A 25,232-nucleotide genomic window follows, 5' to 3' on the forward strand; every position below is an offset into this window, starting at 1 on the left:
CATCGTCTATAGCAGCGCAAGGCGCACGGCCATAACGTCTGAACGTGACGGAGGAACTATGTCGGTAAAGTATGACCAACCGTCAAAAATAGAAGCTCGCAGACGGAGTTTAACTCATGCTGTTGAGTCTCTGACATCGTCTAGGTTGAACAGCGCCGTTGTTCCTCGCAACCATGTGCGAAAGATAAAGGAGTTTATGGACGGCAAAAGCACATCTTACGACGCGGCGGCCGCCTCTGCGCTCGACGAGCATACGATAACGACGTGGGAAAAGTTCTGGGATAGCCATTTTCAGCCTAAAACCGCGAACGAATTGAAGATCGCATATTTAGCTGGCCCTGAACCGCTGAACGACTTTCGTGTTCTCATTGAACTCGGAGTGCATCCATTCAATATCTGGGCATTTGAAACCGACAATCAGACCTATGATACCGCCCTTAGTGAAGTCTTGGCATCGGAGTTTCCACTTTTGAAACTTCGGCGAGGTAGCCTTGATTCCTTTCTACGCACAGCTCCGACGGTTTTCGATATCATATATTTTGACGCATGCGGTCCAATTCCTAGCACCGGCCAATCTACCCTGCGCACGCTGGTCGATATATTCCGTCACAACGGGCTTGCATCACCAGGTGTACTGATCACGAATTTCGCGGCCCCCGATGAAAGCAACGCGCAACAGGCTGATGCGTATTCCGATCTTGTAAGCGCAAGCCTCTACCCAAGAGCGTTTCTTGAAGCTGCGTTGCAACCGGAGGATGATCCAGACGATGTGTGGAACTTGGATGACGGACCGCAGGCGCACGGTTTTGTCTGCAAGGACAACGAGAACGTCGGCGAATCATTCTTCCATGCGGTTCGAGCTGATCTGAAATGTTACTACGGTCAGTACATAACGCGGCAGATTTTTGACGTTGCCTCGCTGGTCGCTCCGTGGACGGCGTTTGCCAATTCGGAGGCATGGAGCCTTTATATGAACGCTTCTGCGGCAACGATGGCGATGCGATCAAAGGATTTCGGAACTCCCCCAGTTGACGATGTCACGGTCATGGTAACAGATCCAGACATGAATGCGATTGGCTGGACGCTTAATGCTAGCAGAAACGGGAAATCCTATCATGACATCAATTATCCTACCTTTGAATCGGGGTCAGCGAAGCTGATAGAGGCTTGGCGTAACCAGCTCTCTGGCCATCCGTCTCCAAAAATATCAGCGGAAAAGGCGCTTATCGCATATCATGTTCTAAGGAGCGAGGAGCAGGAGTTCGAGACCTCGGCTTTTCACGGTCTTCGAAATGGCTTCCGCTATTTTGAGCGGATGTATCTTTTCTGCGACGTTCCCAATGATGAACTCGCGCTGTTACCTGTTATAGCTCAGTATACGCAGCCAATGCACTACAATGTCGAGCGCACTCGTCGTTTCAGCTATGTGGCGAAGTCCACGCGAATGTACTTGGACGTTATTCCCTTCGACGCTTGCCGTTATGTTTATGATTGGCTGCCACCGGTCGATATGGTTCCAACAGCGTTTAACTTGGGAAACTTTCAGCTGGCGTTTAGGTTCGCATTAGATGGCATCGCAAAACACACTATTCGTTACAATCGAGAATATTTCTTCGGGGTGCATGTTGCAGGCGTGAATAACGAGGGGTTCTGTGAAAAACTTCTGCGACCACGCGAGGAAATCGAGTAACTGCCGATATCATCTGCATCAGACGTGCCGCTGGCAACTGGGTTGGGCACTGCAATTTTGCGTTATCAAAACATCTCTAACTGGTCACGCATGGGGTCCCAAAACCCGATATCCAAAGAGCGCTGTTTGCAGCGGGGCTGCATCGGCTGATTGGCAAGATAGCCCAGCTGCTCCCGCACGCTGACAGGCGCGATGCCGGCTATCATAATCTGGCTGGAGTCGGACGGAGCTATCTGCGGGAACGATTTGCGCTGGGCCATAATTTGCATTCGCTCAATATTCGTCGGCAAGCATGATGGTCAGCACCCGCCGCGTGACGGCGGGGTTCGCCGCATCTTCACTGCCAAACTGCAATTCAAGGTCATAATAATCAGTTCCAGAACACCCGTTCGTGCTCGTCTTCCCGAACCCTTGGGCGCTCGGTCGTCCAACGACCATCGCCAAGCTGATAGACGCACCCGAAATCGCGTTCGCCATGGGGGTCGTTGTCCTCGGTAAAAGCGTCGAATGTCTCGATAAGTTCGCGAGCGCAAGACTGGTCGGCGTCGGACAGCGACCGAAAACCCACAGTAGCAACAACGGTGCAAGCAACCCCCATCGCCTGACGCGCAAAGTCGTTCAAGCGCGCAATCCGTGCGGCCTGCTCACGCGCTGCAACAAGAGCCGCGCTCATAGCACTCGCCCTTGTCTTTGGTTGGCGCTCCGCGCATGGCGCTCTTCACAAATCAGGACAAGCGCGCCAAAATCCTCGCGCTCACCAAGCCGCTCGGCAATCCTTTGAACGCACTCCAGCGGCAGGCCATTCTCATTGGCCAAATCACGCAGATAATCGTCGCGGCACTCCGCGCCGCAAGCGCGATAGTTCAAAAGCAAATCGGTCATCTCAAACCTTCCTTCCTTGTGGCGAAGCCGCACTGCATGCGGAATGCGGCTCTGCCTTCCGGCGAGGATGGGAGGGGGAGGGAAAGCCGAATCGACACCCTTGGCGCGGGCCAGCGGACGCACAGCGACCGCCACACGGGGGTGGCTATTCTGCTTTGGGAACGAGAGGGCAATGCCCTTGGCGTTCCCACACGATCAAACGAACGGAGGCGGTAAGCCTCCCCTAGCCGCCACGCGGCAAAACAACGGCACCCTTGCACAAAACGACGCCAGCCAGACGCCCTGTGCCCGGACCTGTGGGCCAGCGGGCGTCCGGCAAGGAGAGTGGCAAGAGCGCCAGCGGGTCAGCCCAAAAACGCCGCACCCTCAGGAGCGCGAAGCGCGGGAAAGAGTGCGACCCTAGAACCTCCCGCTCATCATCCCACGCTCCCGATCGTCACCCGAAGGGCCAAGACTACAGGCTTGGTTCGCACGGCGAATAGAGCGGGTCGCCCGAAAGGGTAGCGCGGTCAACGCCCCGGATCCTCAATCTGCAAATGCCAGTTTCATGAGATAGAAAGGTGAGATGTCTTAGCGCAGAAAATCACGGGGATTGCATCAGGGTAAACCCTTCTGTTCGCTGCGCGAGGGTCGCAGGAACCGCAACATATTGGTCGACAGTAATGGTGCATTCGCCTAGTCTATGGTTAGGGAGAAAACTGCCTCAATGTCGAATGAAGAAGTTGCCAAACTGAGGTTCCGTCCGCGCGCCAGGATTATACGAACCATCGGTGACCAGCTAATAAGCGGTCCAGAGGCGGCGGTCATAGAACTCGTGAAAAATGCATATGATGCGGATGCCACATCCGTTGTACTCAAATTCTACCCGCCTCTTGAAGCAGGTGCCGGTCGGATCACCGTGCAGGATGATGGGCACGGTATGACATTATCGGATATCCAAGACAAATGGATGGAGCCTGCAACTACATCAAAAGTAGGCACGCGCCTGTCACCCGACCGTAATCGTGTGATGATGGGCTATAAAGGGATCGGGCGATTTGCGGCGGCGAAGCTAGGCGGCCGGATGGCACTAAATTCCACCAGCGAACGTGGAGGTAATCGAGTTGAAGTGCTCATTCCAGAGCTGGACTGGTCAATCTTCGACGGCGACACCTACCTTTCAGATATCGCTATCGACTTTTATACTGAGCCTACTGACGGCCCGACCGGCACATTACTTGAAATATTGGACCTCCGCGAGGCATGGACCGAACCGAAGATCAATCGACTTCTATTGGAACTTCGGCGTCTGATCTCCCCGCTTCAGCAAGCTGATCATCAAGATGATTTCGACATATTTCTTGATCTCTCGGAATGCACCGTTGAAAGTTGTGGTTTTGACGGCCGATCCCTTCTCGACAATGGCAACGCTTCAGTTGAAGAAGGTGAGCTGGAGAAAATCGAGTTTAAAGTCCAGCCTTTCCCGTTACTCAAGGCTTGCGACTATGAGCTGACAGGTTCCTATGACTCTTCCGGCCAATTTTCAGGCACTTTCCGAAATCGACGCGCAGGAACGGGGCCAGAGCAAGTATCTTTGATTATCCCGTTCGAGGGAGAGGAGCAGTCATGCGGGCCTTTTGACATTCGCCTTTTTCTTTTTGATCGCGAGGCGGATACAATCAAAAACAACATGCGGGAGGCGGGGCTTGGTGACCTGACTGCTGCAAAGGCTCGGCAGATACTCGATGAGATCGCAGGGATCGCCATCTATCGCAGCGGATTTCGCGTCCGTCCTTATGGTGATTCTGAGAACGACTGGCTGACGTTGGACCGGAGAAGGGTTCAGAATCCATCGCTGCATATCGGCCACAACCAGGTTGCCGGTTATGTTACCGTGCAAGATCAGGAGACATCGGGCCTTGAGGAGAGAAGCAGCCGCGAAGGATTCGAAGAGAACGGCGCATTTCGGAGACTGAAAAGGCTGGTGGAGGTTCTACTTACGCGTGTTGTTGAACCGAAGAGGTACCATTTCCGTTCGAAGGCCGGAATATCACGTAAGCGCAGCGTTACCTTTGATGAGGTCAGAAATTTGGCCGAGTTGCAGAAGCTTCGCCTGTTAGTCAGCCATTTCGAACCAAGTGAGCGCGCCGAGGCAGAAAGCCTGATTGATAAGCAGGCCATGCTGCTGAGTGACAGGATTGACCAGCTGGAAGATCGAGCCCGCGTCTTGGAAGCTAAATCCTCTCTCGGAGCGATTCTTGCAGAAATTCTGCATGAAGGAACTCAACCTGCCGCATACGTCGCATCGACCGCTGCCCGTTTGAAGGGGCTTTTTCCTGACCTGTTCGGCGGCAGTGGCCCACGCACCGACACCGCCAAGGGTGAATTCGATAAAAAGCTTCCTCTCGTTGCCGAGTCAGGCACACGTTTGGTGACCTTGTTCCGAAATCTAAAGCCACTTGCGGGAGGAAAGCGAGGACTGCCGAAGACCTTCAATCTCGTGAACGTGATCAGGGGGGCTATAGAGCTTTTCTCGAACCACATGACTTCAATCGAAATTGAGAACCCTGACAAAGTTGCCGATATGATCGGCTACCCGGAAGATCTGACCACTGCGCTCGTCAATATCATCGGAAACTCCTTGCACTGGCTTGAAGATGCCCAGACACTTAATCCGCAAATCACGATCAGCATAAGGGGCCTGCCAACCGAAGCAGTCATCTATGTTGATGACAACGGTCCGGGTGTTAAAGAGGAGTTTGCCGAGCTCATTTTTGACGTCGGCTTTTCGCTAAAGAGTGATGGCACGGGCCTCGGCCTTAACATCGCGCGGGAAGCACTGTCGCGGTCTGATGCGACGTTATCCTACCATATGGACTTTCAGGGGGGCACCCGGTTTGAAATACGATTTCCCCGGGTCGAGGAGAGGCGATGACAAAGCATATATTGTTTGTTGAGGATGAAAAAACTCAGCTTGATATGTTTGATACGGCTGTTCGCGACTGGAACGCGAAGAACGAGGATACAGGTAAGCTTTTTTCTTTCGACGTAGCAGCAACTGTCGAGCAGGCATTCTTGGCACTTTCCCGTTTGCGGTGTGATGCGGCTCTTTTTGACTTGCGGGTCAAAAGCGAGAAAGAGGGTGGGAAGTCCGAACCGAGGGGCAACGATTTAGCAAAACTCGCACTGAAAGGGCGAGGTGTACCGGTTGCGATTATATCTGCCAATATCGGAGAACTGGACGACGAAGTCCGTTCTGCGGGCGCTGTCGAAATTTTCGACAAAAATGACCCAATCGATGATCATGGAAACTACTATGATCGCGCCATCGCATGGCTTGGAGCGCAGTGGGATATGATGGACGTCCTAGGTTTGGCCCGAACTGAGATGGACGCCTCTGCGGCAGATGTATTCTTGCTCCGCCTTTGGCCTCGGTGGAAAATGTTTGCGGAACTTGATACCGGGGACCGCAACCAGTTGGTGAAAATAGTAACCCGCCAGTATGTTGGTCATCTTGCCGATTTGCTTGGGCTGGATGACCCCGAGAATGTATCTTGGCATCCATTTGAAAACTATATGAGCCCGGCATTGATGTCTCATCGGGCGCATACCGGAGATATTTTCAAATTTGATGGTGATCTCTGGGTCGTACTTACTCCGCAATGCGATATGGCCACGCAGAAAGTAGATAACGCCATTCTGGCCAAGTGCATACTCGGCATTGCCGATTGGAAGCCGATGATTGATATGCTTGCAGCGAAGGAGACAGACAAAGCTGTAGAGAAAAGTAGCCGATTCCTCTCGCGGTACGTCAATCAAAACGTCGAACCGTCAAAGCACTTTCTTCCCGCGTTGCCCGGCGAGACGGAACCGCTGATGGTGCACTTTTCAAGCTTAAAGACCATGCCTCTAACTGATTTGAATGCGGCACTCGAGCATAGGGTCACCTCAATAGCCACGCCTTTCCTCTCCAACATCGTACAAAGGTTCGGGGCTTATATGAGCCGCACGGGGCAGCCCAATATTGACATCGCCAGATTAAGTTAACTGAACTGGCTCAGTTTCAGGGGAATTCGGTTCGCTTGGCAAATTGTAGAGAGTTGGTTTTGTTTTCTCTAAAGGGCTAGGGGCCTTTTGCCAAACCAGTAGCAATCTACCAGCACTTAAAGCCACGTTAGCCCCAAGCCAACATTCGCCGGTCCCGCAGCTCGTCCCTGAAAAACGTCGCGAAGTCCAGCACGTTATCATGCCGGACATATTCGGTGTCTTTCGATTGTTTGAGCTCCTCCGGTACGACCAGCGAAATGCCAAGTGATGCCATGTCCTCAATGGCGTTGGCCGCTATCGATTCATCCACCGTCGCAAGGAAGAGGTCACTTCCTCCCATTTCCCGCTGGACCTGTTTCCAGCGTTCACGCAGCGTTGTTTTGGCGCTCAGGATCAAACCCCGAGCCGCCCCCTTGAGAGGTTTTCTCAAGTGGGCCAGCGAAGGTAGCACAAAATCGGGTCGCTTGCGCGCGTCCATGACAACCTGTTTGGCAAAAGGAACATTGCCCGCAACCAGCATTGCCTCGATCTGGTGTTCGAACGAATAGCCCGCGCGGGATTTCCGTTGCTGGCTGGCGGAGAGCATGATCGCATCAATCGCTCCCGTCGCATCAACCAGTCGGCGGACCACACCCTTCATGTCTATTGTCGCGGCATCGTCACCCAGAACCGCCCGCACCAGTTCAACGGCCCTTTCGCGACGCTGAAACTCGCGGAACAATCCCCATTCGATCACGCGGCTGATTTCACGAATCGCATCGCCGGGATGCTCCAAGACAAAGGGATCAAGTGCAGCTAATTTGTGTCGTTCCAGAAATGCGGTCCTTGCCATGGCAGCTAGCTCCACGGTGACCGGCATTTTTGCGCGATCAGCTGCAAAGGCGGCAATATTGCCCGCAAGCCACGCCAACGCGACCTCCTCGGCAAAATCCATGATCCTGTCACGTTCCCGCGCAAGGATGTCGCGTGGATCAAGGATGCCGGAAATAAACGTCGTATCCAACCCGAGAGTGTCAGTGAGGACAATCGCGTCATCTGAGTTCGAGTCTATGGTCAGGCAGACAAAGTTGGGTTCGCCGTCCCGGTCTGCGCGAACCACGACGAGCCATGAGGCAGGGGACAGATCGGCAAATGCCTCTTTTGGAACGCCCGTCATGTGCGTTTCCGGTCCCTTGCTGGTATAATGAACCAGCCGGGTCTTTCTTTCGATGCCGAATTGTTGCCAGTCCGTTCGAAACCAAGTCTCGCGAATTTCATGTGCTTCCGGATCGTCACGATCCTTGGCCACCAATCGCGGGAAAAAACCGCTGTCCCGTTCGCGGGGCGGAACATAGACACCGGCTTGGTGCTTGTTGGACAAGCGCGCCCAGTCCCGGTCATTGTTGGACAGCTTTTTCACAAAAAGTCTGTCGGAATTCCGTAACAGGTCCGCAAGCAAGCCACTGCCCGAATCTTCTACAAACATGTCAAACTGTTGTGGCATTCTGTCTCCGGAAACTGGTCAGTCAGGTGCTGCAACTATCTCGATACCGGACAGCCCCGAATGAAGCCAGTCTTCAAGTTGGTCGGTAAAAGTATCGACCGGTATCCTGCGCTTTCCCTTGAGGGCGCACTCCCAGACAATGGCTCTGCGCCATCCGGCCTCCGCAAGCTTCTGCGCGTTGACCAAGTCATTGTTCCGGTTTTTGCTGATTTTTTCCTGCCAGAATTTGACCCTGCTGCGAGGCCAGCGGAACAGATGGCATTCGTGGCCGTGCCAGAAGCAGCCATGAACAAGGATGACCGCGCGAAACTTGGGAAACACAAGATCAGGCTTGCCGGGTAAATCCCTCGCATGCAGTCTGTAGCGAAAGCCTCGCGCGTGTAGTGCGCGCCGGACAATAAGCTCCGGCTTGGTATCCTTCCCCCTGATCCCCGCCATCATCCGGCTGCGGACATCGGGGGATACGATGTCAGCCATGTGCCAGCATAGGCTCGCGAAGATCGGTCGCCTGAACCGCCTGTTTGAAGGTTTCAGTGCGGATATGCGGCGCCATGATGCTGGCAACCGCACGGACAACCGGCACAACGACTGCATTTCCGAACTGGCGGTAGGCCTGTGTGTCAGAAACAGGGATTACGAACTTGCTGCCCTGCGGCTCCTCAAAGCCCATAAGCCTCGCGCATTCTCGGGGAGTCAGGCGACGGGGACGGTTGCCAGGTTGCAAGACCAAGCATTCGGACCCGTCCTTGTGGTAGCGCGCCGAAAGCGTCCGGGACACGTCGTTTGGGCCAAAAACCGAATAGCCAAAGCCGTTGCCAGCCTTGGCGTGCTTTTCTTTGTAACCTTGCAAATAGTTCCAGAGATGCTCGGTCAGGGTATATTTGGGATCGACCTTGCGCTCCAGAATGTCGCCCAGAACAGGCGCGCGACCCTCCGGAACCTCCAGATCACCAAAGTCAAAGGACGAACCGTCCCGGAATCCAACGATGAAAACACGCTCGCGCTTTTGCGGAACCCAGGGAGCTGAACTGATAACGCGATAATCGACCTGATAGCCAAGTTCCTTTCTTAGCACGTGCATGATTGTGGCGAAGGTCCGCCCGCCATCATGCCGCTCGAGGTTCTTCACATTCTCAAGCAGGAAAGCTTGGGGGCGGTGATGCGCAATGATCTTGGCAAGATCATAGAACAGCGTTCCCTGCGTATCGCAAAGGAAGCCATGCGGGCGACCGAGGGAATTCTTCTTGGATACGCCTGCAATCGAGAAGGGCTGACACGGAAAACCGGCAAGGAGCACATCATGTTCCGGCACCTTCCAAGGCTCCTCCGCATAAGGACGGATATCCCCCGCAAACTCGTGCTCAATGGGATTGTCCCGGTAGTTGGCGACATAGGTCTGTCGTGAGTATTTGTCCCATTCGGCGGTAAAGACACATTTGCCGCCGATTTCCTCGAACGGCTTGCGAAGCCCACCAATGCCTGCAAACAAATCTATGAAACGGAAACGTGTTTCTGTTCTGGCGACCGGCAATTTGGGAACACCCGCTTCGGCCATCCGAAACATGAAATCCATCGCAAGAGGAGCAGGCTCTGAGCCACGCGGACCCATTGTCTCATAGCGACGGACCGAACGTTCAGTGACCCGCAACAGCTTCGCCGTCTCTTCGACCGAAAGGCCAGCCCGTTCCCGCAGTTTTGCAAATTCGGTTCGAGGGTCGAGCATGGCAATCTCCGCTGGGACTCATTTGGACATTTTGTCCGTTCTTCTCCCAGTGTTGAAACATTTGCAGAACATGATCAAGGGGGCATCGAAAATAATATCGTATTCTTCGGAATATGTCGCCGCCACGGTGGCATACTGCTGCCAGTTCAAAAAAAGCACCCCCGAATCGAGCGCAGATTTCGTCCTTAGCCGACGGGAATTTACGCCTGCGATGTCCGTCATTGTCGTCAGTTGCGCATGGAAGGTTTTATCGGCTGGATTTGTCGTTCGCCAAAGCTCGCCAAGCCCCCCGTCCATACTCGCCCATATTCGTTTCGAGCCGTTCACAATCGTTCGCTACCTAATGCCGCCGAGTGTGCGCCTGCCTTTACCGGCCCCCAGAACGCTCTTGCGTCGCTGATTTTTAAAACCAATGTTTGGTCCACAGGGGTGCCAATGACTGCCAACGAATGGAAGAACATCCCATGTCCGACCTCGAAAGAATTATCCGCCTTAAAACCGTACTGGCCCGCACCGGGTTGTCCCGCTCGACCATGTACCGCAAGATCGCCGAAGGCACCTTCCCGTGCCAATTGAAAATCAGCGTTCATGGCGCTGGCTGGCGAGAGTCAGCGGTCAACCGCTGGATCGCCAATCCGATTGCTTACCGTGAAGAACCGCAGGAGAAATCCTGCCCATAGCCGCAGCTCGTGGCTGGTCCTGATTGTCGCTCCACCAATGCGTCAATTCGTAGCGCCCACGGCAACTGCGATGCCTATTCGGTGTCCGCCGCCTCGCCCGCGCAATAAAGCCCCCACTCTTCCATCAATGTGACACGCGCGCCAGGCTGCTCCTTTGTGCCAAGGTAAGTTGTGCGCCGATAAGCGGCCTGCACCGCATCAGGCGTCTTGTGAGCCAGCGCCGCCTCTACAACGGCATCGGCAAATCCTTCATTCGCAGCCCAATCTGTAAATGTGGAGCGAAAGCCGTGGACGTGGTATGGTTCCGCCATATCGCGCAGCACCTTGAGCAGCGTCATGTCAGACATCGGCTTTCCAGACACGCCGGGAAATACGACATCGGTGTCCGCCTGACGGAACACATTCGCTTTCGCCAAAACTCGCATCGCGGCCTCAGACAGCGGAACCATGTGCGCCTTGGCCCGCTTCATGTGATCGGCTGGAACAGACCATAGACGCTGGTCCAGATCAAACTCCGCCCATGTCGCCAGCCGAACCTCTTGGCTCCGCACACCAGTAAGAATGAGCAGTTCTAGCGCCAGCCGTCCATAGAATGGTTTGCGGCGCAGTGCGGTAAGAAAAGCAGGCAACTCAATGTAGGGCATTGCTTTGCGGTGTTCCCTCGATTTGACCTGCCGGGGCAGTCCCCGTCCTGCTTTCAGACTGCTGTTGCCTGATGGCGCTTCTTTTGAGCGCCATCCCTTGGCATGGGCATAATCGAGAACCGCGCAGATTCGGTTACGAACTTGACGCGCTGTTTCGGGAATCTCCTGCCAGATCGGCGTCAGTACGGTGATGATGTCGGCAGCTGTGATGCCGCCCGTTGGCACATTGCCCAGTTTTGGAAAGGCGTAATTCTCCAGACTGGCAAGCCATTGGCGAGCATAAAGAGAACTTTTCCAGCCCGCCGCATTCTCTAAATGATATTGCCGCGCGGCATCGTGGAATGTCACTTTGGAAGCGACTGCGTCTTTCCTCTCGGCAAGCACATCGCGCCGGTCGATTTTGATGGCTCTGCGAAGTTCATAGGCCTTATCGCGTGCTTCCGAGAGCCTGAGCAGTTTGGCACTGCCTATTCCGATGTCCTGCCTCTTTCCGTCATGCTGGAGGCGTAAAAGCCAGTAAGCCCCTCCCCGCTTGTCCACTTTAAGGAAAAGCCCATCTCCATCCTGATAGGTGCCGGGAGTCGCGAGATGCGCTTTGACCGCAATTGCTGTGAGTTTTCCCATGAATTTACCCCCACATTTACCCCCCAAAAATCGGGAGAAAAAGTGTGGGGGTAAGCCTATTTACCCCCACATTACCCCCACACCAGGTCTGAGATGCAGTGAAATACGATGCAACGCAGCGGGAGGAACATAGCGAGTATACACTAGGTTTTCTGGGACTTCTAGCGCTTTTTTGGGGTGTCTTGGGAGGGGTAATTGGTGGACAGGGCTGGATTCGAACCAGCGTACGGAAAACCGGGCAGATTTACAGTCTGCTGCCTTTAACCACTCGGCCACCTGTCCACTTTCTGCGGGGCGTTGCGCGAGGCAAAGGGCCGGTCCCGAAGAAGAAGCGGCCTATTGGCGAAACGGCACTTGCCTGTCAATGCCTCAAGTGGGAAAGAGCGGGCATGAACAGAAATTTCTCCAGTCTTACAGGGCCTCATAATGTCATCGCATAAAAGCCAGCGCAGGCGCGGTGCGGCACAGACCAGCGGCAACCCCAAATTCTGGGGTAAGCACGCAGTGACAGCTGCACTCGAAAATCCGGAGCGCCGCATATTAAAGGTGTGGGCGACACGCGAAGCGATGGCATCGTTTGAATTGCCATCGGGCGTGCCTTTCCAGTTTTGCGAAGGTTCCGATCTTGCCCGATTCGTGCCGCGAGATACCCCGCATCAGGGCATCGTAGCCGAGGTCGCCCCGCTCGAGGATGTCTGGCTGTCGGATGTGCTCGATGCGCACGACGACGATGACCGGCCCATCCTGATCCTCGACCAGATTACCGACCCACACAATGTCGGCGCGATTTTCCGGTCTGCCGCCGCCTTTGATGCGATTGCGGTAGTGACGCAGGATCGGCATGCCCCGCCCGAATCCGGCGTGTTGGCAAAATCGGCCTCAGGCGCTCTGGAAGTTGTGCCCTGGGTTCGCGTGGTCAATCTGGCCCGCGCGCTCGACGAGATTGCCGAGCACAATTATTGGCGCATTGGATTGAGCGGTCACGCGGATGTCACGCTTGGAGAAGCGCTGGCACCTTCCCGAAATGCGCTGGTGCTCGGTGCAGAAGGCGAAGGCATGCGCGCCAATATTGAGGAACATTGCGACCAGCTGGCAAAGCTGCCAATCAGCGAACAGATGGAAAGCCTGAACGTCTCCAACGCCGCAGCCATCGCGCTTTATGCCGCGGCGACCCTGCGCCAATCGAAAGCCGACTGAATGCATTTCAAGAAAATAGCCGCCATCGGCCTTGCTGTCATTGCTCCGTTCAGCCTGTCGGGTTGTCTGTTGCTGCCGGGCGAGTTTAATTCGGAAATGACCGTGATGGCCGATGGCGAGTTCGCCTTTAGCTATAAGGGGCAGATCCAGCTAGTTGGTCTTGCCAATCTACTCAACGATACGCTTGATGCCGAAGGTGGAAACACCGAATTCACCGCCTCTTGCTATGGCCCAGAACCGGAGCCGGAAAAGCAGAAGAAGGAAAAGCGCAAGCAGAAGGCGGAGGCAAAAGCCACCGCAGATGCCGCCGCCGCCGATGCTGCAATTGCAGCCATTGCCGCCGAAACGGCTGGCACGGCTGCCTCAAAGGCATCGCAAGAGGAAATCACTCAAGAAGTTGAGGCTGAGGTCGATGCTGCTGCAGCGTCCGAGGACGCGGCCGGGGCTGCCGAGGAAGCCGCAACCGAAGCGGTCGCTGCTGTCGAGGCGATTGAAGATGACTATAGCGAGCGCGACTGCACTCCCGCCGAGGTAGAGCAGCAGAAGAAGGATTGGGACGAACAACAGGCCAACTCCAAGAAAGAAAAAGAGCAGGCCAAAAAGATGTTCGCTGCCATGCTGGGTGGTATTGATCCCAGCAACCCAAAGACGATCGATCGTTTCACTAAGGAAGTCGAACGGCTGGCGGCCTGGAACAAGGTCGAGCATCTGGGCAACGGGTTGTTCATGATCGACTATTCGACCAAGGGCCGTCTGGCCGACGATTTCGCCTTCCCCGTCATCCCCCGCTATGCACTGGGCAATCCGATGATCCATGTCACCCGCTGGGACAATGGCCGGGTCCGGATCGAGGCGCCAACATTTCATAATGATGCCGATGTGTCTTTGATGTCGCTGATGGGTGCCGGATCGATGATCCCGGGAATGAGTTCCGCCAAAAAGAATATCGAGCCGGTCGAGGTCAAAGGCACTTTCACTATCCGTACCAATGCGAAAATCATGGCCAACAACACCGATGAGGGCCCGACCGACGAAGGCGCTATGCAGGTGCTCCGCTGGGATATCGGCCCGAAGACCTTTGGCCCGCCGATGGCGCTGCTGAAGTTGGCGCACTGATGGGATTGACGGCGAAACAGATAAAGCATTCGCTCGATGCGCTTGCTGGTCAGGAGAAGCGTTTTGCGATTGCGCTGGAGCAGGCTGGCTATCCCGAGCCGCGTATAAGGGAACGTGGTTACACGACCTTGCTGCGCACCATTGTCGGTCAGCAGGTCAGTGTCGCTGCTGCCTCGTCAATGTGGAACAAGCTGGCTGCAAAGCTTGGTGAGGATTGCGCGCCGGAGAAACTGCTGGCTGAGGATTTCGACAGCCTGCGCGCTTGCGGACTTAGTCGCCAAAAACAGGGTTATGCGCGCAGCCTTGCAGAACTGGTTGTGTCTGGCGCCCTGCCGCTCGATGCGTTGCCAGAGGATGACGAGGAAGCGATCGCCTATCTGACCAAAGTCAAAGGCATTGGTCGCTGGTCAGCCGAAATCTATCTGCTCTTTGCCGAAGGCCGTGCTGACATCTGGCCCGCAGGCGATCTGGCGGTGCAGGAAGGCGTCAAGCGCATCCTGCTGCTCGAAGAGCGTCCGACCGAGAAACCCACGCGCGAAATTGCTGAAAGCTGGCGTCCGCATCGGGGCGCGGCGGCCATCTTCACCTGGCATTATTACGCGACAGGTTTTGAGGCGATTTAAGGACTACAATCGCAGCGTTGGATTGATCTTCATCATTTCGAGCACGAACGATTTCGGCTTTTTGAAAAACTGGCTCTTGCGGTTCACTGACAGGCCAAGCAGCGCCGCCGCCTCCATTACAAAATGTACGCAATTCCGCTTGTTCAAGCTGTAGCTTTTACCCGGCATACTGCGCCAGCGTTCCACATGGTCAAGCAGTTTTCGATATTCGGCATCGGACAAACGCAGTGAAAAATGCGGGTTGCTTTTGGACACATATTTCGCGTCCTTCGTCTCGATCATCCCTTTGACCGAACCCATCAAGATCGCCGGCGACACGCTGACGGCGGTAAATCCGAAATTTGTGTCCACCGCTTCGCCAGTTCCATCAACCTTGCCCTTTAATGTGATGAAGGCGTGCGGGAAATGATCGCCGAAATCATGGCTGTAAAAGGTCGCGACGACTTCGGCGCGCGCTTGGCCCGAAAGGGTCGAGAGCAACAACGCGGCAAAGGTTGGAAACAGGAAACGGAACAACTGCATATCGGGTGTTTGATTATCGACCTTGTTCAAAAGCTGCAAGTAGGGGTTGACCCGAGGGGGGAATTGCTGTGCTTACAGCAGTGAAAATAAGAGGGAGAGTCGAACCATGTCCAGCAACCGCAAAAGCATTTTCGTAACCGGCGCCGCGTCGGGCCTTGGTCGCGAAGTGTCGCGCTATTTTGCCGGCAAGGGCTGGTTTATCGGCCTGGCCGATGTCAACGAGGCAGGGCTCAAGGAAACCGCAGATATGCTTCCCGCAGGTCAGTGGTCAATCCACAAGCTCGACGTGACCAATCGTCCGCAATGGAAAGAGGCCGCGGCAGAATTTGCCAAGCATACTGGCGGCAAGATGGACGTGTTGTTCAACAATGCCGGTGTCGGCACGGGCGGACCTATCCAGGATATGACCGACGAAGAAATTGACCGGATGATTGCAATCAACATCACCGGCGTGATCAATGGCATCCGTGCCGGATTCCCTTATCTGCAGGCAACCAAAGGCAGCTGCGTGCTCAACACCGCGTCGGCAGCTGGAATTTATGGTTCGGCAGGACTCAGCGTTTACAGCGCGACAAAATTTGCGGTACGTGGCCTAACCGAAGCACATGACATCGAATGGCGTGAACTGGGCATCAGGTCCCGTTCATTGATGCCGGGCTTTATCGACACCAATATCATAGGCGCAGTCGATCCTAGCTCCAACCAGACAGGCAAGGAACGGCTTTTGGAGGCTGGTGTAGAAGTAAGCCCTGTCTCGATCATCGGGCCGGCGGCTTGGGAAGCCGTTCACGGCGATAAGGTCCACACTCCGGTCAACAAGCTCGCGAAACAGCTCGCCTTTGCTGCCCGCTGGTTCCCGGGCCGTTTGCGCAAGCAACTGTCGATGATGCAGGGTATTGAGACGGTGGTGAAGAACTAAAGGAACAACCCGTCGCTCCGGCGCAGGCCGGGGCCGCTGGAGATTTGCGCTTTCATCGCTGGTGAAACCTGATGCGGCGCCGGGGTGACGACATTTAGGCGAAGCCGTCGATCGCTGTCGCCAGCAAAATATCGCGTCCGGACAAACCGCCTGCATCATGCGTCGTCAGCAGAATTTCCACCCGGTTGTAAACGTTGAACCATTCAGGATGGTGATCTGCCTTTTCGGCAAGGATTGCCACCCGGGTCATGAAAGCAAAGGCTTCGGCGAAATCTGCAAAGCGGAAAGTGCGCCTGATCCCGCGCGCGTTGGCGTCATAGATCCAGCCGTTCAGCGTAACCAAAGCGTCGTCGCGTTCGTTTTCGTTCAGTTCCCGAACAGCCATGTCACTCTCCTGCCTTTGCTTTTTGCGCGCGCCGTGCCTATGTCGCACCATGCCGGACAGTCAAGCTGCATCGCCCGCTATCAATTTGGACCGCATCGCGATCATGCGCGGAAGCCGGGTTATCCTGCACGACTTCAATCTGGAAGTCGAAAGCGGCGATTTGATTTGGGTTCGTGGTGCCAATGGCAGCGGAAAATCGACACTGTTTCGGACTTTATCCGGGCTACTTCCCGTTGCATCTGGTAAAGTCAGAATCGATGGCGCGATCGCGCTGTGCGATGACAACCTCGCGCTCGATCTTGATCAACCGCTCGAAAAGGCGATCCGTTTCTGGACAAATCTAGACGGAATTGCCGCATCGCGGCTGGAGGCAGCGCTTGAAACGCTCGATTTGGTCGGCTTGGCCGAATTGCCGGTACGCTTTCTATCCGCAGGACAAAAAAGACGCGGTTGTCTGGCGCGTTTATTGGCCAGTGAGGTGCCCATCTGGTTGCTCGACGAACCCTATAACGGCCTCGATCAGGCCAATGTTGCGCGGCTGGATTCGGCCATCATCCGTCACACCGAAAAAGGCGGCATAGCCTTGATCGCATCACACATCGCGCCGACCGTCAACGTCAGTCGCAGCATCGTGATTGATCGCCCTAAAATGCAGGCAGCAGCATGAACGGTTTTGCGCGTATCGCATGGCGCGAAGTGCGCATGGCGTGGACGGGCGGCGGACTGTGGCTGCCCATCGTGTTCTATCTGGCAGTCGCGACCCTGTTCCCGTTCGTCACTGGCCCGGACAAGGCACTGCTCGCGCGAGTTGGTGGAAGTATCCTCTGGATCGCAGCTTTGCTTGCCAGCCTGCTCCCCATCGAAAGGCTGGTTCTGCCAGACCGCCAGGCAGGCGTGCTTGACCAACTGACTCTCCGTGGCTGGGCCGACGAATGGATCGCTGCAGCAAAAATTGCGGGTCACATAATCGGCTTCGGCATTCCGCTGATTCTGGCGACGCCTGTCGCTATCGCTTTGCTGGGCGTCCCCGACGCAAAAGCGGCTGCCTTACTTATCGGGCTTGCGATAGCTTTGCCCGCCTTTGCCGGCCTTGGGGTCACGATTGCGGCATTGACAGCGGGCCTCAACGGCGCTTCTGCGCTGGGCGGACTGCTGCTTGTTCCGCTTGCCATCCCGATCCTGATTTTCGGTGCGGGGACATTGGGCGATTCGGCCAACAACGCACTACAATTGCTGGCAGCCTCCAGCTTGGCGATGACTGCTCTGTCGCCCTTTGCCGCAGGAGCCGCTCTTAGAGCAGCCCGCGACTAATTTTTTTCCGCCGCCATTTTTTGCGCATAGCCTTGCGCGACCATCGCCTCGACCATGTCGAACAGCTTGTCCGGCTCCTGCGCGCGCATCACCGGAATTGCCGCCTCCATACCTTCAGCCACCACAATCTCACGCTTTCCGGCATCAAGGGCGTCCCATATTGTCTTGGCGACATCGGCGGGATCAAGGCCATTGTCGATCGCCGCATCGCTGACGCCACGCACCGAGCCGTCAGACGCCAGCGCATTGCGCGAGACATTGGTGCGCACCGAACCAGGCGCCACAACCAGCACCTTGATGCCCTGCCCCGCAATTTCGCTGCGCAGCGAATCTGCATAGCCGACAAGGCCGTGCTTGGCGGCGCAATAGGCGGTGCGCATCGGAATGCCTGCCTTGCCTGCAACACTCGAAATCATCACGACCCCGCCCGAACCCCGCGCCAGCAGGTGTGGCAAAAGAGCCTGCGTCAGCGCAATCGGTGCGAGCAGATCGACATCAACAATCTTGCGATACACGGTCATGTCGGTGTCGATGGCAAGCGAGCGCTGCGAAATGCCTGCATTGTTGACGAGCACATCGACATTGCCAGCAAACGCCACCGCCTTGTCGACCATTGCCGGAATGGCCGCAAAGTCGGTGCTTTCAAAAGGCAGCACCAGACAGCGATCGGGCGCGTTTGCCGCAACCGCTTCCAAAGCTGCTACATTGCGGCCTGACAGCACACAGCGCCCGCCGCGCTCCAGCCATTCCTTCGCCAGTCCTTCCCCGATGCCCGACGATGCACCGGTTATCCATGCCGTCTTGCCGCTCATTTCACATCCTCCGGCATTGAGGCCAGTTCGTCGTCCAAGGCTTTCTGCACCGCTTTGTAGAATGCCTCACGGCCATCTTGCCCGGCAGGATCAACTGCGCGCGGCCAGTTGCTGTTCGTCGCGATCACGAGCTTGCGCTTGGGATCGATGAAGATGCCCTGGCCAAAGATGCCCTGCGCGGCATAGCTGCCGTCGTCATAAGTCCACCATTGATAGCCATAGCCTCTGCCGGGGGCACCGATATCGGCTTGTTTGGTCGTCGCAGAGGCGATCCAGCCCTCGGGCAATATCGCCTTGCCGTTCACGACACCGCCGTCGAGAATGAACATCCCGAAGCGGGCATAGTCGCGGGTTGAGGCCTGAATGCAGCAACCGCTGATCTCATGCCCGCTCGAACCCAGCAGCCAGCTTGCGTCCTGCTCCATGCCAAAGGGAGCCCAGACTTTTGCCGACAGATAGTCCGACAGTTTCTTCCCCGTAGCCTTGCTGACCAATACACCGATCAGGTTGGTTTCACCAGTTTTGTAAACCCATTTGGTTCCTGCAGGTGCTTCGCGTGGCAGTTTGCGCATATAGCTGACCGTGACGTCGATGCCGGGTTCGGCCTTATGCTCGTTAAAGCGAGCGACATCGGATTTCGGGTCTTCATAATCCTCATTCCATTTGATGCCCGATGTCATTGTTAGCAATTGCGCGATGGTGACATCGTCATAGGCCGATCCCTTCATTTCGGAGATATATTGCGTCACCTTATCGTCGAGGCTTTTGATGTAACCATCCTTGATCGCCGCGCCGACCATCGTCGAAGTCAGCGACTTGGCAACCGAAAAGCTGGTCCATTTGCCATTGCCGTCAAAATCGAGGCCATATTTTTCGAGACGGATCTTGCCATCGTGAATGATGACGAGTCCGGCGGTGCGTTGCGCCTTCATATAGGCATCGACATCGACGCCAGATTTGAATTCAGCGCCTTTGGCAAGAGGAAAGACCTTGTCGCCGGCCTCGATGATGTTCGCCTTGGCGAGCACTGGCAGGCGGTCCATTGTGCGGAAAGCGGCATCGCGTTGCGGGATTGACCAAAACAGGACGTTGCGATCGGTCGGCAGGTTCGCGGCCAGATTGCGCATTTCCTTATCCATCGTCAGCCAGCCAATGCCCAGCACCGCCGCGACCACGACCAACAGGCCGATTATCCATTTTTTCATGCTGTCCCTCTCCCGTCCCGCTTTATTTTTTGACCAAAGTCACCTGCGCCACATTGATTCCGCCTCCACGGAACCCTCCCTCGCAATACATCAGGTAAAAACGCCAAAGCGCAACGAATTTCTTGTCAAAGCCAGCGGGCAATCGCCCTTCCGCTACGGCAGCCTCAAAGCGTTCACGCCACACGCGGAGCGTTTCCGCATAATGCGCGCCACAATCGACCTGATCCTCCCAGCGCAAACCACGCGCCTCTGCCAAAGCTCGGAAGCGGCTTTCGGAAAGCAGCATCCCGCCGGGGAAGATATAGCGCTGGATGAAATCCTGCCCGTCGGCATATTGTTCAAAAATGTCATCCTCGATGCAGATATATTGCAGCGCGGCACGTCCACCGGGCTTCAGGCAGCGGGCGATGCAATCGAGATAGGCGGGCCAATATTCCTGCCCCACCGCCTCGACCATTTCGACGCTGGCGATGGCGTCATATTGTCCGGTGACATCGCGGTAATCGGTCAATGTGATCTTCCAGTCACCTTTCCCCGCCAGCCGCGTTTCGGCAAAGCGGATCTGCTCTGGGGACAGACTGATGCCATGAAAGGAAATCGGCGCGCGTTCGAGCGCCGCTTCGGCTAGCCCGCCCCAACCGCAGCCGATTTCGAGCAGAGTTTCGCCTGCCTTCAACTGCGTACGATCAAGGATCAGGCCGATCTTTCGCTGCTGCGCGGTTTCGAGTGCCTCTCCGGCTGGCGGCAGATGTCCGAACACCGCGCTCGAATAGGACATCGTCGCGTCGAGCCAGCTAGCGTAAAAATCATTGCCGAGGTCGTAATGCGCCTCAATATTGTCGCGCGCATGCTTGCGGGTGTTGCGGTGCAGCCAATGCGCAATCCGGCCAGCAGCTTTTGCTAGCCCCGACGCCCTCCCGACGCTACCCAACGCCACGCGGTTGCGCATGAACAGGTCGAAAATGGGAACAGGATCAGGGCTGTACCATTCGCCCGCAGCCCAGCCTTCATACCAGCCGATAGAGCCGCTACGCGCTAGCCGGACCAAGGCTTTCCAGTCGCGGATTTCAATCGTTGCGGCGGGGCCCTCTCCCCGCCCTCCGACCACCCGGGTTGACCCATCGGGCAAGCGGCCTTCGATCGTCCCATATTCCAGACCCTGATCGATGCGATCCAATATGGTTTGGATGAAATGCGCTGCTGCTTTACCCTTCAATCGCGAAAAAAAGCCGCCCCGCGCCCCTGGCAAGCTTGCCTGATGGACGAGGTGACGGCCTCTATTCTGTTCGGGTGCATTCATCGCGCCCGTTTATGCTGCGATTACTTCTTCTTCAACTCATCGCGAATTTCGGCGAGCAAATCGACTTCGGTCGGGCCTGCAGCAGCCGGAGGCGGAATCATCTTGTTCGCCTGACGCACAATCAGGAAGATGACAAACGCAAGGATCAGGAAATTGATAATCGCAGTGATGAAACTACCCCAAGCAAAGACATTCGCCCCTGCCGCCTTGGCTGCCGCCAAGGACATTCCGGCCTGAACCTTTTCGGCCCCGCCAAGAATGATATATTTGGCGGTAAAGTCAGTACCACCGCCGGTAACCAGCGAAATCAGCGGCATGATCAAATCGTCGGTCAGCGACGAAACGATTTTACCAAAAGCCGCACCAATAATCACACCAACGGCAAGGTCGAGCACATTGCCGCGTGCGATGAATGCCTTGAATTCACCTAACATTTTACGTCTCCCCATAGGCTATTTTGCCTATTACCATGGTAAACCAATTGTAACTTGTGTCGAGACTGACAAATGTAACTTTTTCAGCGATTGAAACCGTTCGATGGCTGCCCTATCTAAGCAATACACAATCTTCTGGGGAAGGAGTTCACCCATGCGTTCCGATCTTGCCAAATTCCTGCTCGTACCTGTTGCTGCCGTTTCGGTCGCCGGTTGCGGCATCAACAGCGTGCCGACCGCCGAGGAAAATGCGAAAGCGAAATGGGCCGATGTGCAGGCGGCGTTTCAGGAACGCGCCAATCTGATCCCGAATCTCGCCGCAGTCGTCAAAGGCGCCGCCGCGCAGGAAAACAAGACACTGACAGAAGTGATCGAAGCACGCGCAAAGGCGACCTCGGTTACTCTGGCACCAGGCGACCTGAACGATCCGGCAAAGATGGCTGCATTCCAAACTGCGCAAAATAATCTGTCAGGTAGCCTGTCGCGCCTGCTGGTTTCGGTCGAGCAATACCCACAGTTGAAAAGCCAAGAGGGCTTCCTGAAATTGCAGGACCAGCTCGAAGGCCAAGAAAACCGCATCCGCATCACGCTGCGTGACTATAACGAAGCGGTTCGCCAATTTAACACCACGATTCGAACCTTCCCCGATATCATCGGCGCCAAGGTGATCCATGGAGCCAAGCCTATGGTGCCCTATGAAGCCAGCACACCGGGCGCGGAAGTCGCGCCTAAGCTTGATATGGCACCGACGTCGTGATCTCATAAGTAATTGAAAGGCGTCGGTTGCGGCACGCATTCGTCCTTATTTTAACGATCATTTTGATCTCGGCCTGTTCGCAGGTCGAAACCATGCCCAAGGCCAAACCACCGCTCGAACTTACGGGGCGCGTAGTTGATACGGCCGACTTGCTCGACCCCGAAACAGAAAAGCGGATTGAAACGAAGCTTGCCGAAGCTGAGCGTCGATTTGGACCGCAGCTGGTTGTCGTCACGACAAAGTCTCTGAAAGGACGCGAGATCAGCGACTACAGTTTCGACTTGGCTCAAAGCTGGGGCATTGGCCATAAAGAGCGGCTTGATGGACTTGTACTGCTCATAGCGCCTAACGAACGAAAAGTGCGGATCGAAGTCGGTATAGGTCTTGAGGGCAGTTTCACAGACGAGTTGGCAGGACAAATATTGCGAGAATCAATCCTGCCTCAATTTCGAGAAGGCAATATTGCTGGGGGAATAGAAGCGGGCGTTGATCGAATGATAGCCAAAATGAAATCCGTCCCCACATTGCCTGCGAATGACAATGCTGCACCGGATGCCAAGGATGAGGCTGCATGAGCCGGATTATTTTGTTCTTGATTGTGTTGTTCGCATCAATTGGGACAGCATCCGCTCAGAATTTTCCGAAGCTGACCGGTCGCGTTGTTGATCAGGCCGACTTGCTGTCGCCTGAGCAGGAAGCGTCGCTGACTGCCAAGCTGGCGGGGCTAGAAACCCAGTCCAACCGCCAACTGGTCGTCACCACGATCAAGGACCTACAGGGTTACGAAATCTCCGACTATGGCTATCGGCTAGGTCGCCATTGGGCCATTGGGCAAGATGGCAAGGGCGAAAGCGAAAAGGATAATGGCGCGATCCTCATCGTTGCCCCGAACGAACGCAAAATGCGTATCGAGGTTGGTTATGGCCTTGAACCCGTGCTCACCGATGGGCTTTCGTCCAGCATCATCCGCAATGACATCACGCCTTATTTCAAGGCAGGCGATTTCAATGGCGGTATCAATGCCGGGGTTGACCGCATCACGACACAACTGACCCTGCCACCCGAAGAGGCCGCCAAGGTTGCCGAGGAAGCAGCCTTGGCCGACAGCAACAATTCCGGCGATGGCGGCGACATATTCCTCGTCATCTTCTGGTTGTTCATTTTCCTCTTCTTCATCCTGCCCACCATCATTTCGATTGCGCGCGGTGGCAAAAAGCATCGGCGTGGCGGCGACAAACATTGGGGTGGCCCGGTGATCATCTGGGGTGGCGGCGGATCGAGCTGGGGCGGTGGTAGTAGCGGCGGCTTCGGCGGAGGCGGCTTTGGTGGCGGTGGTTTCTCGGGCGGTGGCGGCAGCTTCGGCGGCGGCGGCGCCTCAGGGGGATGGTGAACATGGCTTTGCGTAAGATCAGTCATGTAAGCGCAGCCGATCACCAGTTGGTGACTGCGGCGGTTGCCGCCGCCGAAAACCACACCAGCGGTGAAATCGTGACTATAGTCACAGACCTGTCTGACGATTATAATGACATTGCGCTGTCATGGGCGACGATGATTGCCTTCCTAGCATTGTCGGTGGTTGCAGTGTTCCCCGATTTCTATCTAGGCATGATCGACCGCGCGCTGGGTGGCTGGGATCATGACTGGAGCCCAAGCGAATATCTGGGCCTGATCTTCTTATTCATGGGCGGCAAATGGCTCGGAACTTGGCTTCTATTGAAATGGATGCCGTTGCGGCTGATGCTGACGCCAAAGCATATCAAGATGCGCCGCGTGCGCGCCCGGGCGATCGACCTGTTCAAGGTCGGCACCGAAAGCAAAACTGTCGGGCGTACCGGCGTGTTGCTTTACCTTTCAATGCGCGAGCACCGCGCTGAAATCGTCGCCGATGAAGCGATTGCCGGCAAAGTTGCCCCCGAAGTCTGGGGCGACGCGATGATTGCGCTGATCGACAAGCTCCGCGAAGGCCGCCCCGGCGAAGGCATGGCCGAAGCAGTGCGGCAAATGGGCGTCGTGCTGGCCGAACATTTCCCCAAAGGCAGTGAAAATCCGAATGAATTGCCCGACAGGCTGATCGAAATCTGATGGCGGACAGCGAAGTCGAAGAGATCGTCTGGCAAGGTAAATTCGTTACCGCCAAGCGCAAGGGCAAGTGGGAATTTGTCAGCCGTTCGCGCGGGATAAAGGCGGCGGTGATCCTCGCGGTAGAGGACGGGTATGTCCTGCTAGTTGAGCAATATCGCGTTCCATTGGGGCGCAACTGCATCGAACTGCCCGCTGGGCTAATCGGCGACGAAACCGAAGGCGAAGATCCACTGGAAGCGGCAAGCCGTGAGTTGGAAGAGGAAACCGGATATCGCGCGGCGAAGCTGGAATCGCTGGGTGAATATTATTCGTCCCCCGGCATGGTGAGCGAGAGCTTCACGCTGGTGCGGGCAACCGAGCTGTCAAAAGTGAGCGAAGGCGGTGGCACCGATGGTGAGGACATCACCGTGCACCGGGTAGCGCTAAGCGCGCTTCAGAGCTTCCTTAACACCAAACGTGCGGAAGGTATGGGCGTAGATGTCCGCCTATTGATGCTCTTGGGCCCGCAGCTTATCTGAAATTGTCGGCGTAGGCCTGCAACTTCAGCACCTTAGGTGCAGCTGCGATCACGGTATAGCTGATGCCATTTTTGTCAGCATAGGCCTTGGCCGCATCCAGCGTCGCGAATTTCAGGTTCAACTGGCGACGCGTGTCCGCCGAGCCGGCCCAGCCCATCAGCGGGTCAGGGCGCTGCGCATCGGCGGGAATATATTCGAGCACCCATTGCCCGGTGCCATAACGGCCCGATTGCAACGCATTTTTCGATTTCTGGACGATCCGTGCCTGAGTCATAATGGGCCTTTCGCTGATTTAGACC

General features: G+C 55.8%; 31 protein-coding genes and 1 tRNA gene. 15 read left to right on the forward strand and 17 right to left on the reverse strand.

Going from position 1 to position 25,232, the window contains the following annotated elements; genetic code table 11:
• Window positions 1-196: 196 nt before the first annotated feature.
• Window positions 197-1,690 (forward strand): hypothetical protein, encoded by a 1,494-nt coding sequence (locus ABL922_RS06335; protein ID WP_349023366.1) that lies wholly within the window; start codon window positions 197-199, stop codon window positions 1,688-1,690.
• Window positions 1,691-1,755: 65 nt separating this feature from the next.
• Here the strand turns inward: ABL922_RS06335 and ABL922_RS06340 are convergent, their stop codons facing one another.
• The 4 genes from ABL922_RS06340 to ABL922_RS06355 are packed head-to-tail and all read right to left on the reverse strand — an operon-like array spanning window position 1,756 to window position 2,572.
• A complete protein-coding gene (locus tag ABL922_RS06340; RefSeq protein WP_349023367.1) occupies window positions 1,756-1,950 on the reverse strand; it encodes a hypothetical protein in 195 nt (64 codons plus the stop codon).
• Window positions 1,951-1,963: 13 nt separating this feature from the next.
• On the reverse strand, window positions 1,964-2,128 hold the full coding sequence (locus tag ABL922_RS06345; protein ID WP_349023368.1) for a DUF3768 domain-containing protein: 165 nt from the start codon (window positions 2,126-2,128) through the stop codon (window positions 1,964-1,966).
• Window positions 2,061-2,363 carry a DUF3768 domain-containing protein gene (locus ABL922_RS06350; RefSeq protein WP_349023369.1) on the reverse strand — a complete coding sequence of 101 codons (303 nt, stop codon included), beginning with the start codon at window positions 2,361-2,363 and terminating at the stop codon, window positions 2,061-2,063. The genes ABL922_RS06345 and ABL922_RS06350 overlap by 68 nt, the downstream gene beginning before the upstream one ends.
• Window positions 2,360-2,572: a hypothetical protein gene (locus ABL922_RS06355; RefSeq protein ID WP_349023370.1), complete on the reverse strand. Its 213-nt coding sequence runs from the start codon at window positions 2,570-2,572 to the stop codon at window positions 2,360-2,362. The genes ABL922_RS06350 and ABL922_RS06355 overlap by 4 nt, the downstream gene beginning before the upstream one ends.
• A gap of 706 nt (window positions 2,573-3,278) precedes the next feature.
• On the opposite strand from ABL922_RS06355, the gene ABL922_RS06360 reads away from it, so the two are divergent.
• Together ABL922_RS06360 and ABL922_RS06365 are read left to right on the forward strand one after the other, a co-directional pair.
• The gene (locus tag ABL922_RS06360; RefSeq protein WP_349023371.1) at window positions 3,279-5,486 is read left to right on the forward strand and encodes a sensor histidine kinase; all 2,208 of its coding nucleotides are present in this window, start codon (window positions 3,279-3,281) and stop codon (window positions 5,484-5,486) included.
• Window positions 5,483-6,598, forward strand: a complete 1,116-nt coding sequence (locus ABL922_RS06365; protein ID WP_349023372.1) for a hypothetical protein — start codon at window positions 5,483-5,485, stop codon at window positions 6,596-6,598. The genes ABL922_RS06360 and ABL922_RS06365 overlap by 4 nt, the downstream gene beginning before the upstream one ends.
• A 127-nt stretch (window positions 6,599-6,725) precedes the next feature.
• Here the strand turns inward: ABL922_RS06365 and ABL922_RS06370 are convergent, their stop codons facing one another.
• Genes ABL922_RS06370 through ABL922_RS06385 form a run of 4 tightly spaced genes read right to left on the reverse strand, consistent with a single transcriptional unit; the run spans window position 6,726 to window position 10,131 of the window.
• A complete protein-coding gene (locus ABL922_RS06370) occupies window positions 6,726-8,081 on the reverse strand; it encodes a type II restriction endonuclease (RefSeq protein WP_349023373.1) in 1,356 nt (451 codons plus the stop codon).
• A gap of 18 nt (window positions 8,082-8,099) precedes the next feature.
• Window positions 8,100-8,558, reverse strand: a complete 459-nt coding sequence (locus tag ABL922_RS06375) for a very short patch repair endonuclease (RefSeq protein ID WP_349023374.1) — start codon at window positions 8,556-8,558, stop codon at window positions 8,100-8,102.
• Window positions 8,551-9,804 (reverse strand): DNA (cytosine-5-)-methyltransferase, encoded by a 1,254-nt coding sequence (dcm, locus tag ABL922_RS06380; protein ID WP_349023375.1) that lies wholly within the window; start codon window positions 9,802-9,804, stop codon window positions 8,551-8,553. Before dcm ends, ABL922_RS06375 begins: the two co-directional genes overlap by 8 nt.
• Before the next feature lie 18 nt (window positions 9,805-9,822).
• Window positions 9,823-10,131 (reverse strand): hypothetical protein, encoded by a 309-nt coding sequence (locus tag ABL922_RS06385; RefSeq protein WP_349023376.1) that lies wholly within the window; start codon window positions 10,129-10,131, stop codon window positions 9,823-9,825.
• Between the two features lie 137 nt (window positions 10,132-10,268).
• Between ABL922_RS06385 and ABL922_RS06390 the strand changes: the two genes are divergently transcribed.
• Window positions 10,269-10,484: an AlpA family phage regulatory protein gene (locus ABL922_RS06390; RefSeq protein ID WP_349023377.1), complete on the forward strand. Its 216-nt coding sequence runs from the start codon at window positions 10,269-10,271 to the stop codon at window positions 10,482-10,484.
• 74 nt (window positions 10,485-10,558) lie between these two features.
• On the opposite strand, the gene ABL922_RS06395 is transcribed toward ABL922_RS06390, so the two are convergent.
• Window positions 10,559-11,752, reverse strand: coding sequence for a tyrosine-type recombinase/integrase (locus ABL922_RS06395; RefSeq protein WP_349023378.1), 1,194 nt, complete (start codon window positions 11,750-11,752; stop codon window positions 10,559-10,561).
• Between the two features lie 196 nt (window positions 11,753-11,948).
• A tRNA-Tyr gene (locus ABL922_RS06400) sits at window positions 11,949-12,034 on the reverse strand.
• A 144-nt stretch (window positions 12,035-12,178) separates the two neighbouring features.
• Between ABL922_RS06400 and rlmB the strand changes: the two genes are divergently transcribed.
• Genes rlmB through ABL922_RS06415 form a run of 3 tightly spaced genes read left to right on the forward strand, consistent with a single transcriptional unit; the run spans window position 12,179 to window position 14,688 of the window.
• On the forward strand, window positions 12,179-12,949 hold the full coding sequence (rlmB, locus tag ABL922_RS06405; protein ID WP_349023379.1) for a 23S rRNA (guanosine(2251)-2'-O)-methyltransferase RlmB: 771 nt from the start codon (window positions 12,179-12,181) through the stop codon (window positions 12,947-12,949).
• Window positions 12,950-14,065 (forward strand): hypothetical protein, encoded by a 1,116-nt coding sequence (locus ABL922_RS06410; RefSeq protein WP_349023380.1) that lies wholly within the window; start codon window positions 12,950-12,952, stop codon window positions 14,063-14,065.
• Window positions 14,065-14,688: a DNA-3-methyladenine glycosylase 2 family protein gene (locus ABL922_RS06415; RefSeq protein WP_349023381.1), complete on the forward strand. Its 624-nt coding sequence runs from the start codon at window positions 14,065-14,067 to the stop codon at window positions 14,686-14,688. The genes ABL922_RS06410 and ABL922_RS06415 overlap by 1 nt, the downstream gene beginning before the upstream one ends.
• 3 nt (window positions 14,689-14,691) lie before the next feature.
• On the opposite strand, the gene ABL922_RS06420 is transcribed toward ABL922_RS06415, so the two are convergent.
• Window positions 14,692-15,210: a hypothetical protein gene (locus ABL922_RS06420; protein WP_349023382.1), complete on the reverse strand. Its 519-nt coding sequence runs from the start codon at window positions 15,208-15,210 to the stop codon at window positions 14,692-14,694.
• A 106-nt stretch (window positions 15,211-15,316) separates the two neighbouring features.
• Here ABL922_RS06420 and ABL922_RS06425 point away from each other — a divergent pair, with 106 nt between their 5' ends.
• Window positions 15,317-16,129, forward strand: coding sequence for an SDR family oxidoreductase (locus ABL922_RS06425; protein WP_349023383.1), 813 nt, complete (start codon window positions 15,317-15,319; stop codon window positions 16,127-16,129).
• 94 nt (window positions 16,130-16,223) lie between these two features.
• Here ABL922_RS06425 and ABL922_RS06430 read toward each other — a convergent pair whose 3' ends face one another.
• Entirely contained in the window at window positions 16,224-16,514 is a 291-nt protein-coding gene (locus ABL922_RS06430) for a 4a-hydroxytetrahydrobiopterin dehydratase (protein WP_349023384.1), read from the reverse strand.
• 49 nt (window positions 16,515-16,563) lie between these two features.
• On the opposite strand from ABL922_RS06430, the gene ccmA reads away from it, so the two are divergent.
• Together ccmA and ABL922_RS06440 are read left to right on the forward strand one after the other, a co-directional pair.
• Window positions 16,564-17,181 (forward strand): heme ABC exporter ATP-binding protein CcmA, encoded by a 618-nt coding sequence (ccmA, locus tag ABL922_RS06435; RefSeq protein ID WP_349023385.1) that lies wholly within the window; start codon window positions 16,564-16,566, stop codon window positions 17,179-17,181.
• Window positions 17,178-17,825, forward strand: coding sequence for a heme exporter protein CcmB (locus ABL922_RS06440; RefSeq protein WP_349023386.1), 648 nt, complete (start codon window positions 17,178-17,180; stop codon window positions 17,823-17,825). The genes ccmA and ABL922_RS06440 overlap by 4 nt, the downstream gene beginning before the upstream one ends.
• On the opposite strand, the gene ABL922_RS06445 is transcribed toward ABL922_RS06440, so the two are convergent.
• The 4 genes from ABL922_RS06445 to mscL are packed head-to-tail and all read right to left on the reverse strand — an operon-like array spanning window position 17,822 to window position 21,576.
• Window positions 17,822-18,637: an SDR family NAD(P)-dependent oxidoreductase gene (locus tag ABL922_RS06445; protein ID WP_349023387.1), complete on the reverse strand. Its 816-nt coding sequence runs from the start codon at window positions 18,635-18,637 to the stop codon at window positions 17,822-17,824. The genes ABL922_RS06440 and ABL922_RS06445 overlap by 4 nt on opposite strands.
• Window positions 18,634-19,842 carry a serine hydrolase gene (locus ABL922_RS06450; protein ID WP_349023388.1) on the reverse strand — a complete coding sequence of 403 codons (1,209 nt, stop codon included), beginning with the start codon at window positions 19,840-19,842 and terminating at the stop codon, window positions 18,634-18,636. Before ABL922_RS06450 ends, ABL922_RS06445 begins: the two co-directional genes overlap by 4 nt.
• A 22-nt stretch (window positions 19,843-19,864) precedes the next feature.
• A complete protein-coding gene (locus tag ABL922_RS06455) occupies window positions 19,865-21,142 on the reverse strand; it encodes a cyclopropane-fatty-acyl-phospholipid synthase family protein (RefSeq protein ID WP_349023389.1) in 1,278 nt (425 codons plus the stop codon).
• 20 nt (window positions 21,143-21,162) lie between these two features.
• Window positions 21,163-21,576: a large conductance mechanosensitive channel protein MscL gene (gene mscL / locus ABL922_RS06460; RefSeq protein ID WP_349023390.1), complete on the reverse strand. Its 414-nt coding sequence runs from the start codon at window positions 21,574-21,576 to the stop codon at window positions 21,163-21,165.
• Window positions 21,577-21,730: 154 nt separating this feature from the next.
• Here mscL and ABL922_RS06465 point away from each other — a divergent pair, with 154 nt between their 5' ends.
• The 5 genes from ABL922_RS06465 to ABL922_RS06485 all read left to right on the forward strand — a co-directional run bounded on the left by ABL922_RS06465 (window position 21,731) and on the right by ABL922_RS06485 (window position 24,933).
• Window positions 21,731-22,333: a LemA family protein gene (locus tag ABL922_RS06465; protein WP_349023391.1), complete on the forward strand. Its 603-nt coding sequence runs from the start codon at window positions 21,731-21,733 to the stop codon at window positions 22,331-22,333.
• A 92-nt stretch (window positions 22,334-22,425) separates the two neighbouring features.
• On the forward strand, window positions 22,426-22,908 hold the full coding sequence (locus ABL922_RS06470) for a TPM domain-containing protein (protein ID WP_349023392.1): 483 nt from the start codon (window positions 22,426-22,428) through the stop codon (window positions 22,906-22,908).
• On the forward strand, window positions 22,905-23,723 hold the full coding sequence (locus ABL922_RS06475; RefSeq protein ID WP_349023393.1) for a TPM domain-containing protein: 819 nt from the start codon (window positions 22,905-22,907) through the stop codon (window positions 23,721-23,723). The genes ABL922_RS06470 and ABL922_RS06475 overlap by 4 nt, the downstream gene beginning before the upstream one ends.
• An 8-nt stretch (window positions 23,724-23,731) precedes the next feature.
• Window positions 23,732-24,415, forward strand: a complete 684-nt coding sequence (locus ABL922_RS06480; RefSeq protein ID WP_349023404.1) for a hypothetical protein — start codon at window positions 23,732-23,734, stop codon at window positions 24,413-24,415.
• Window positions 24,415-24,933 carry an NUDIX hydrolase gene (locus tag ABL922_RS06485; RefSeq protein ID WP_349023394.1) on the forward strand — a complete coding sequence of 173 codons (519 nt, stop codon included), beginning with the start codon at window positions 24,415-24,417 and terminating at the stop codon, window positions 24,931-24,933. The genes ABL922_RS06480 and ABL922_RS06485 overlap by 1 nt, the downstream gene beginning before the upstream one ends.
• Here ABL922_RS06485 and ABL922_RS06490 read toward each other — a convergent pair.
• The gene (locus ABL922_RS06490; protein ID WP_349023395.1) at window positions 24,926-25,207 is read right to left on the reverse strand and encodes an ETC complex I subunit; all 282 of its coding nucleotides are present in this window, start codon (window positions 25,205-25,207) and stop codon (window positions 24,926-24,928) included. The genes ABL922_RS06485 and ABL922_RS06490 overlap by 8 nt on opposite strands.
• Between the last annotated feature and the right edge of the window lie 25 nt (window positions 25,208-25,232).

It is taken from the genome of Sphingorhabdus sp. (genome assembly GCF_040079335.1).
In the GTDB taxonomy this organism is placed as follows: Bacteria; Pseudomonadota; Alphaproteobacteria; order Sphingomonadales; family Sphingomonadaceae; genus Sphingorhabdus_B.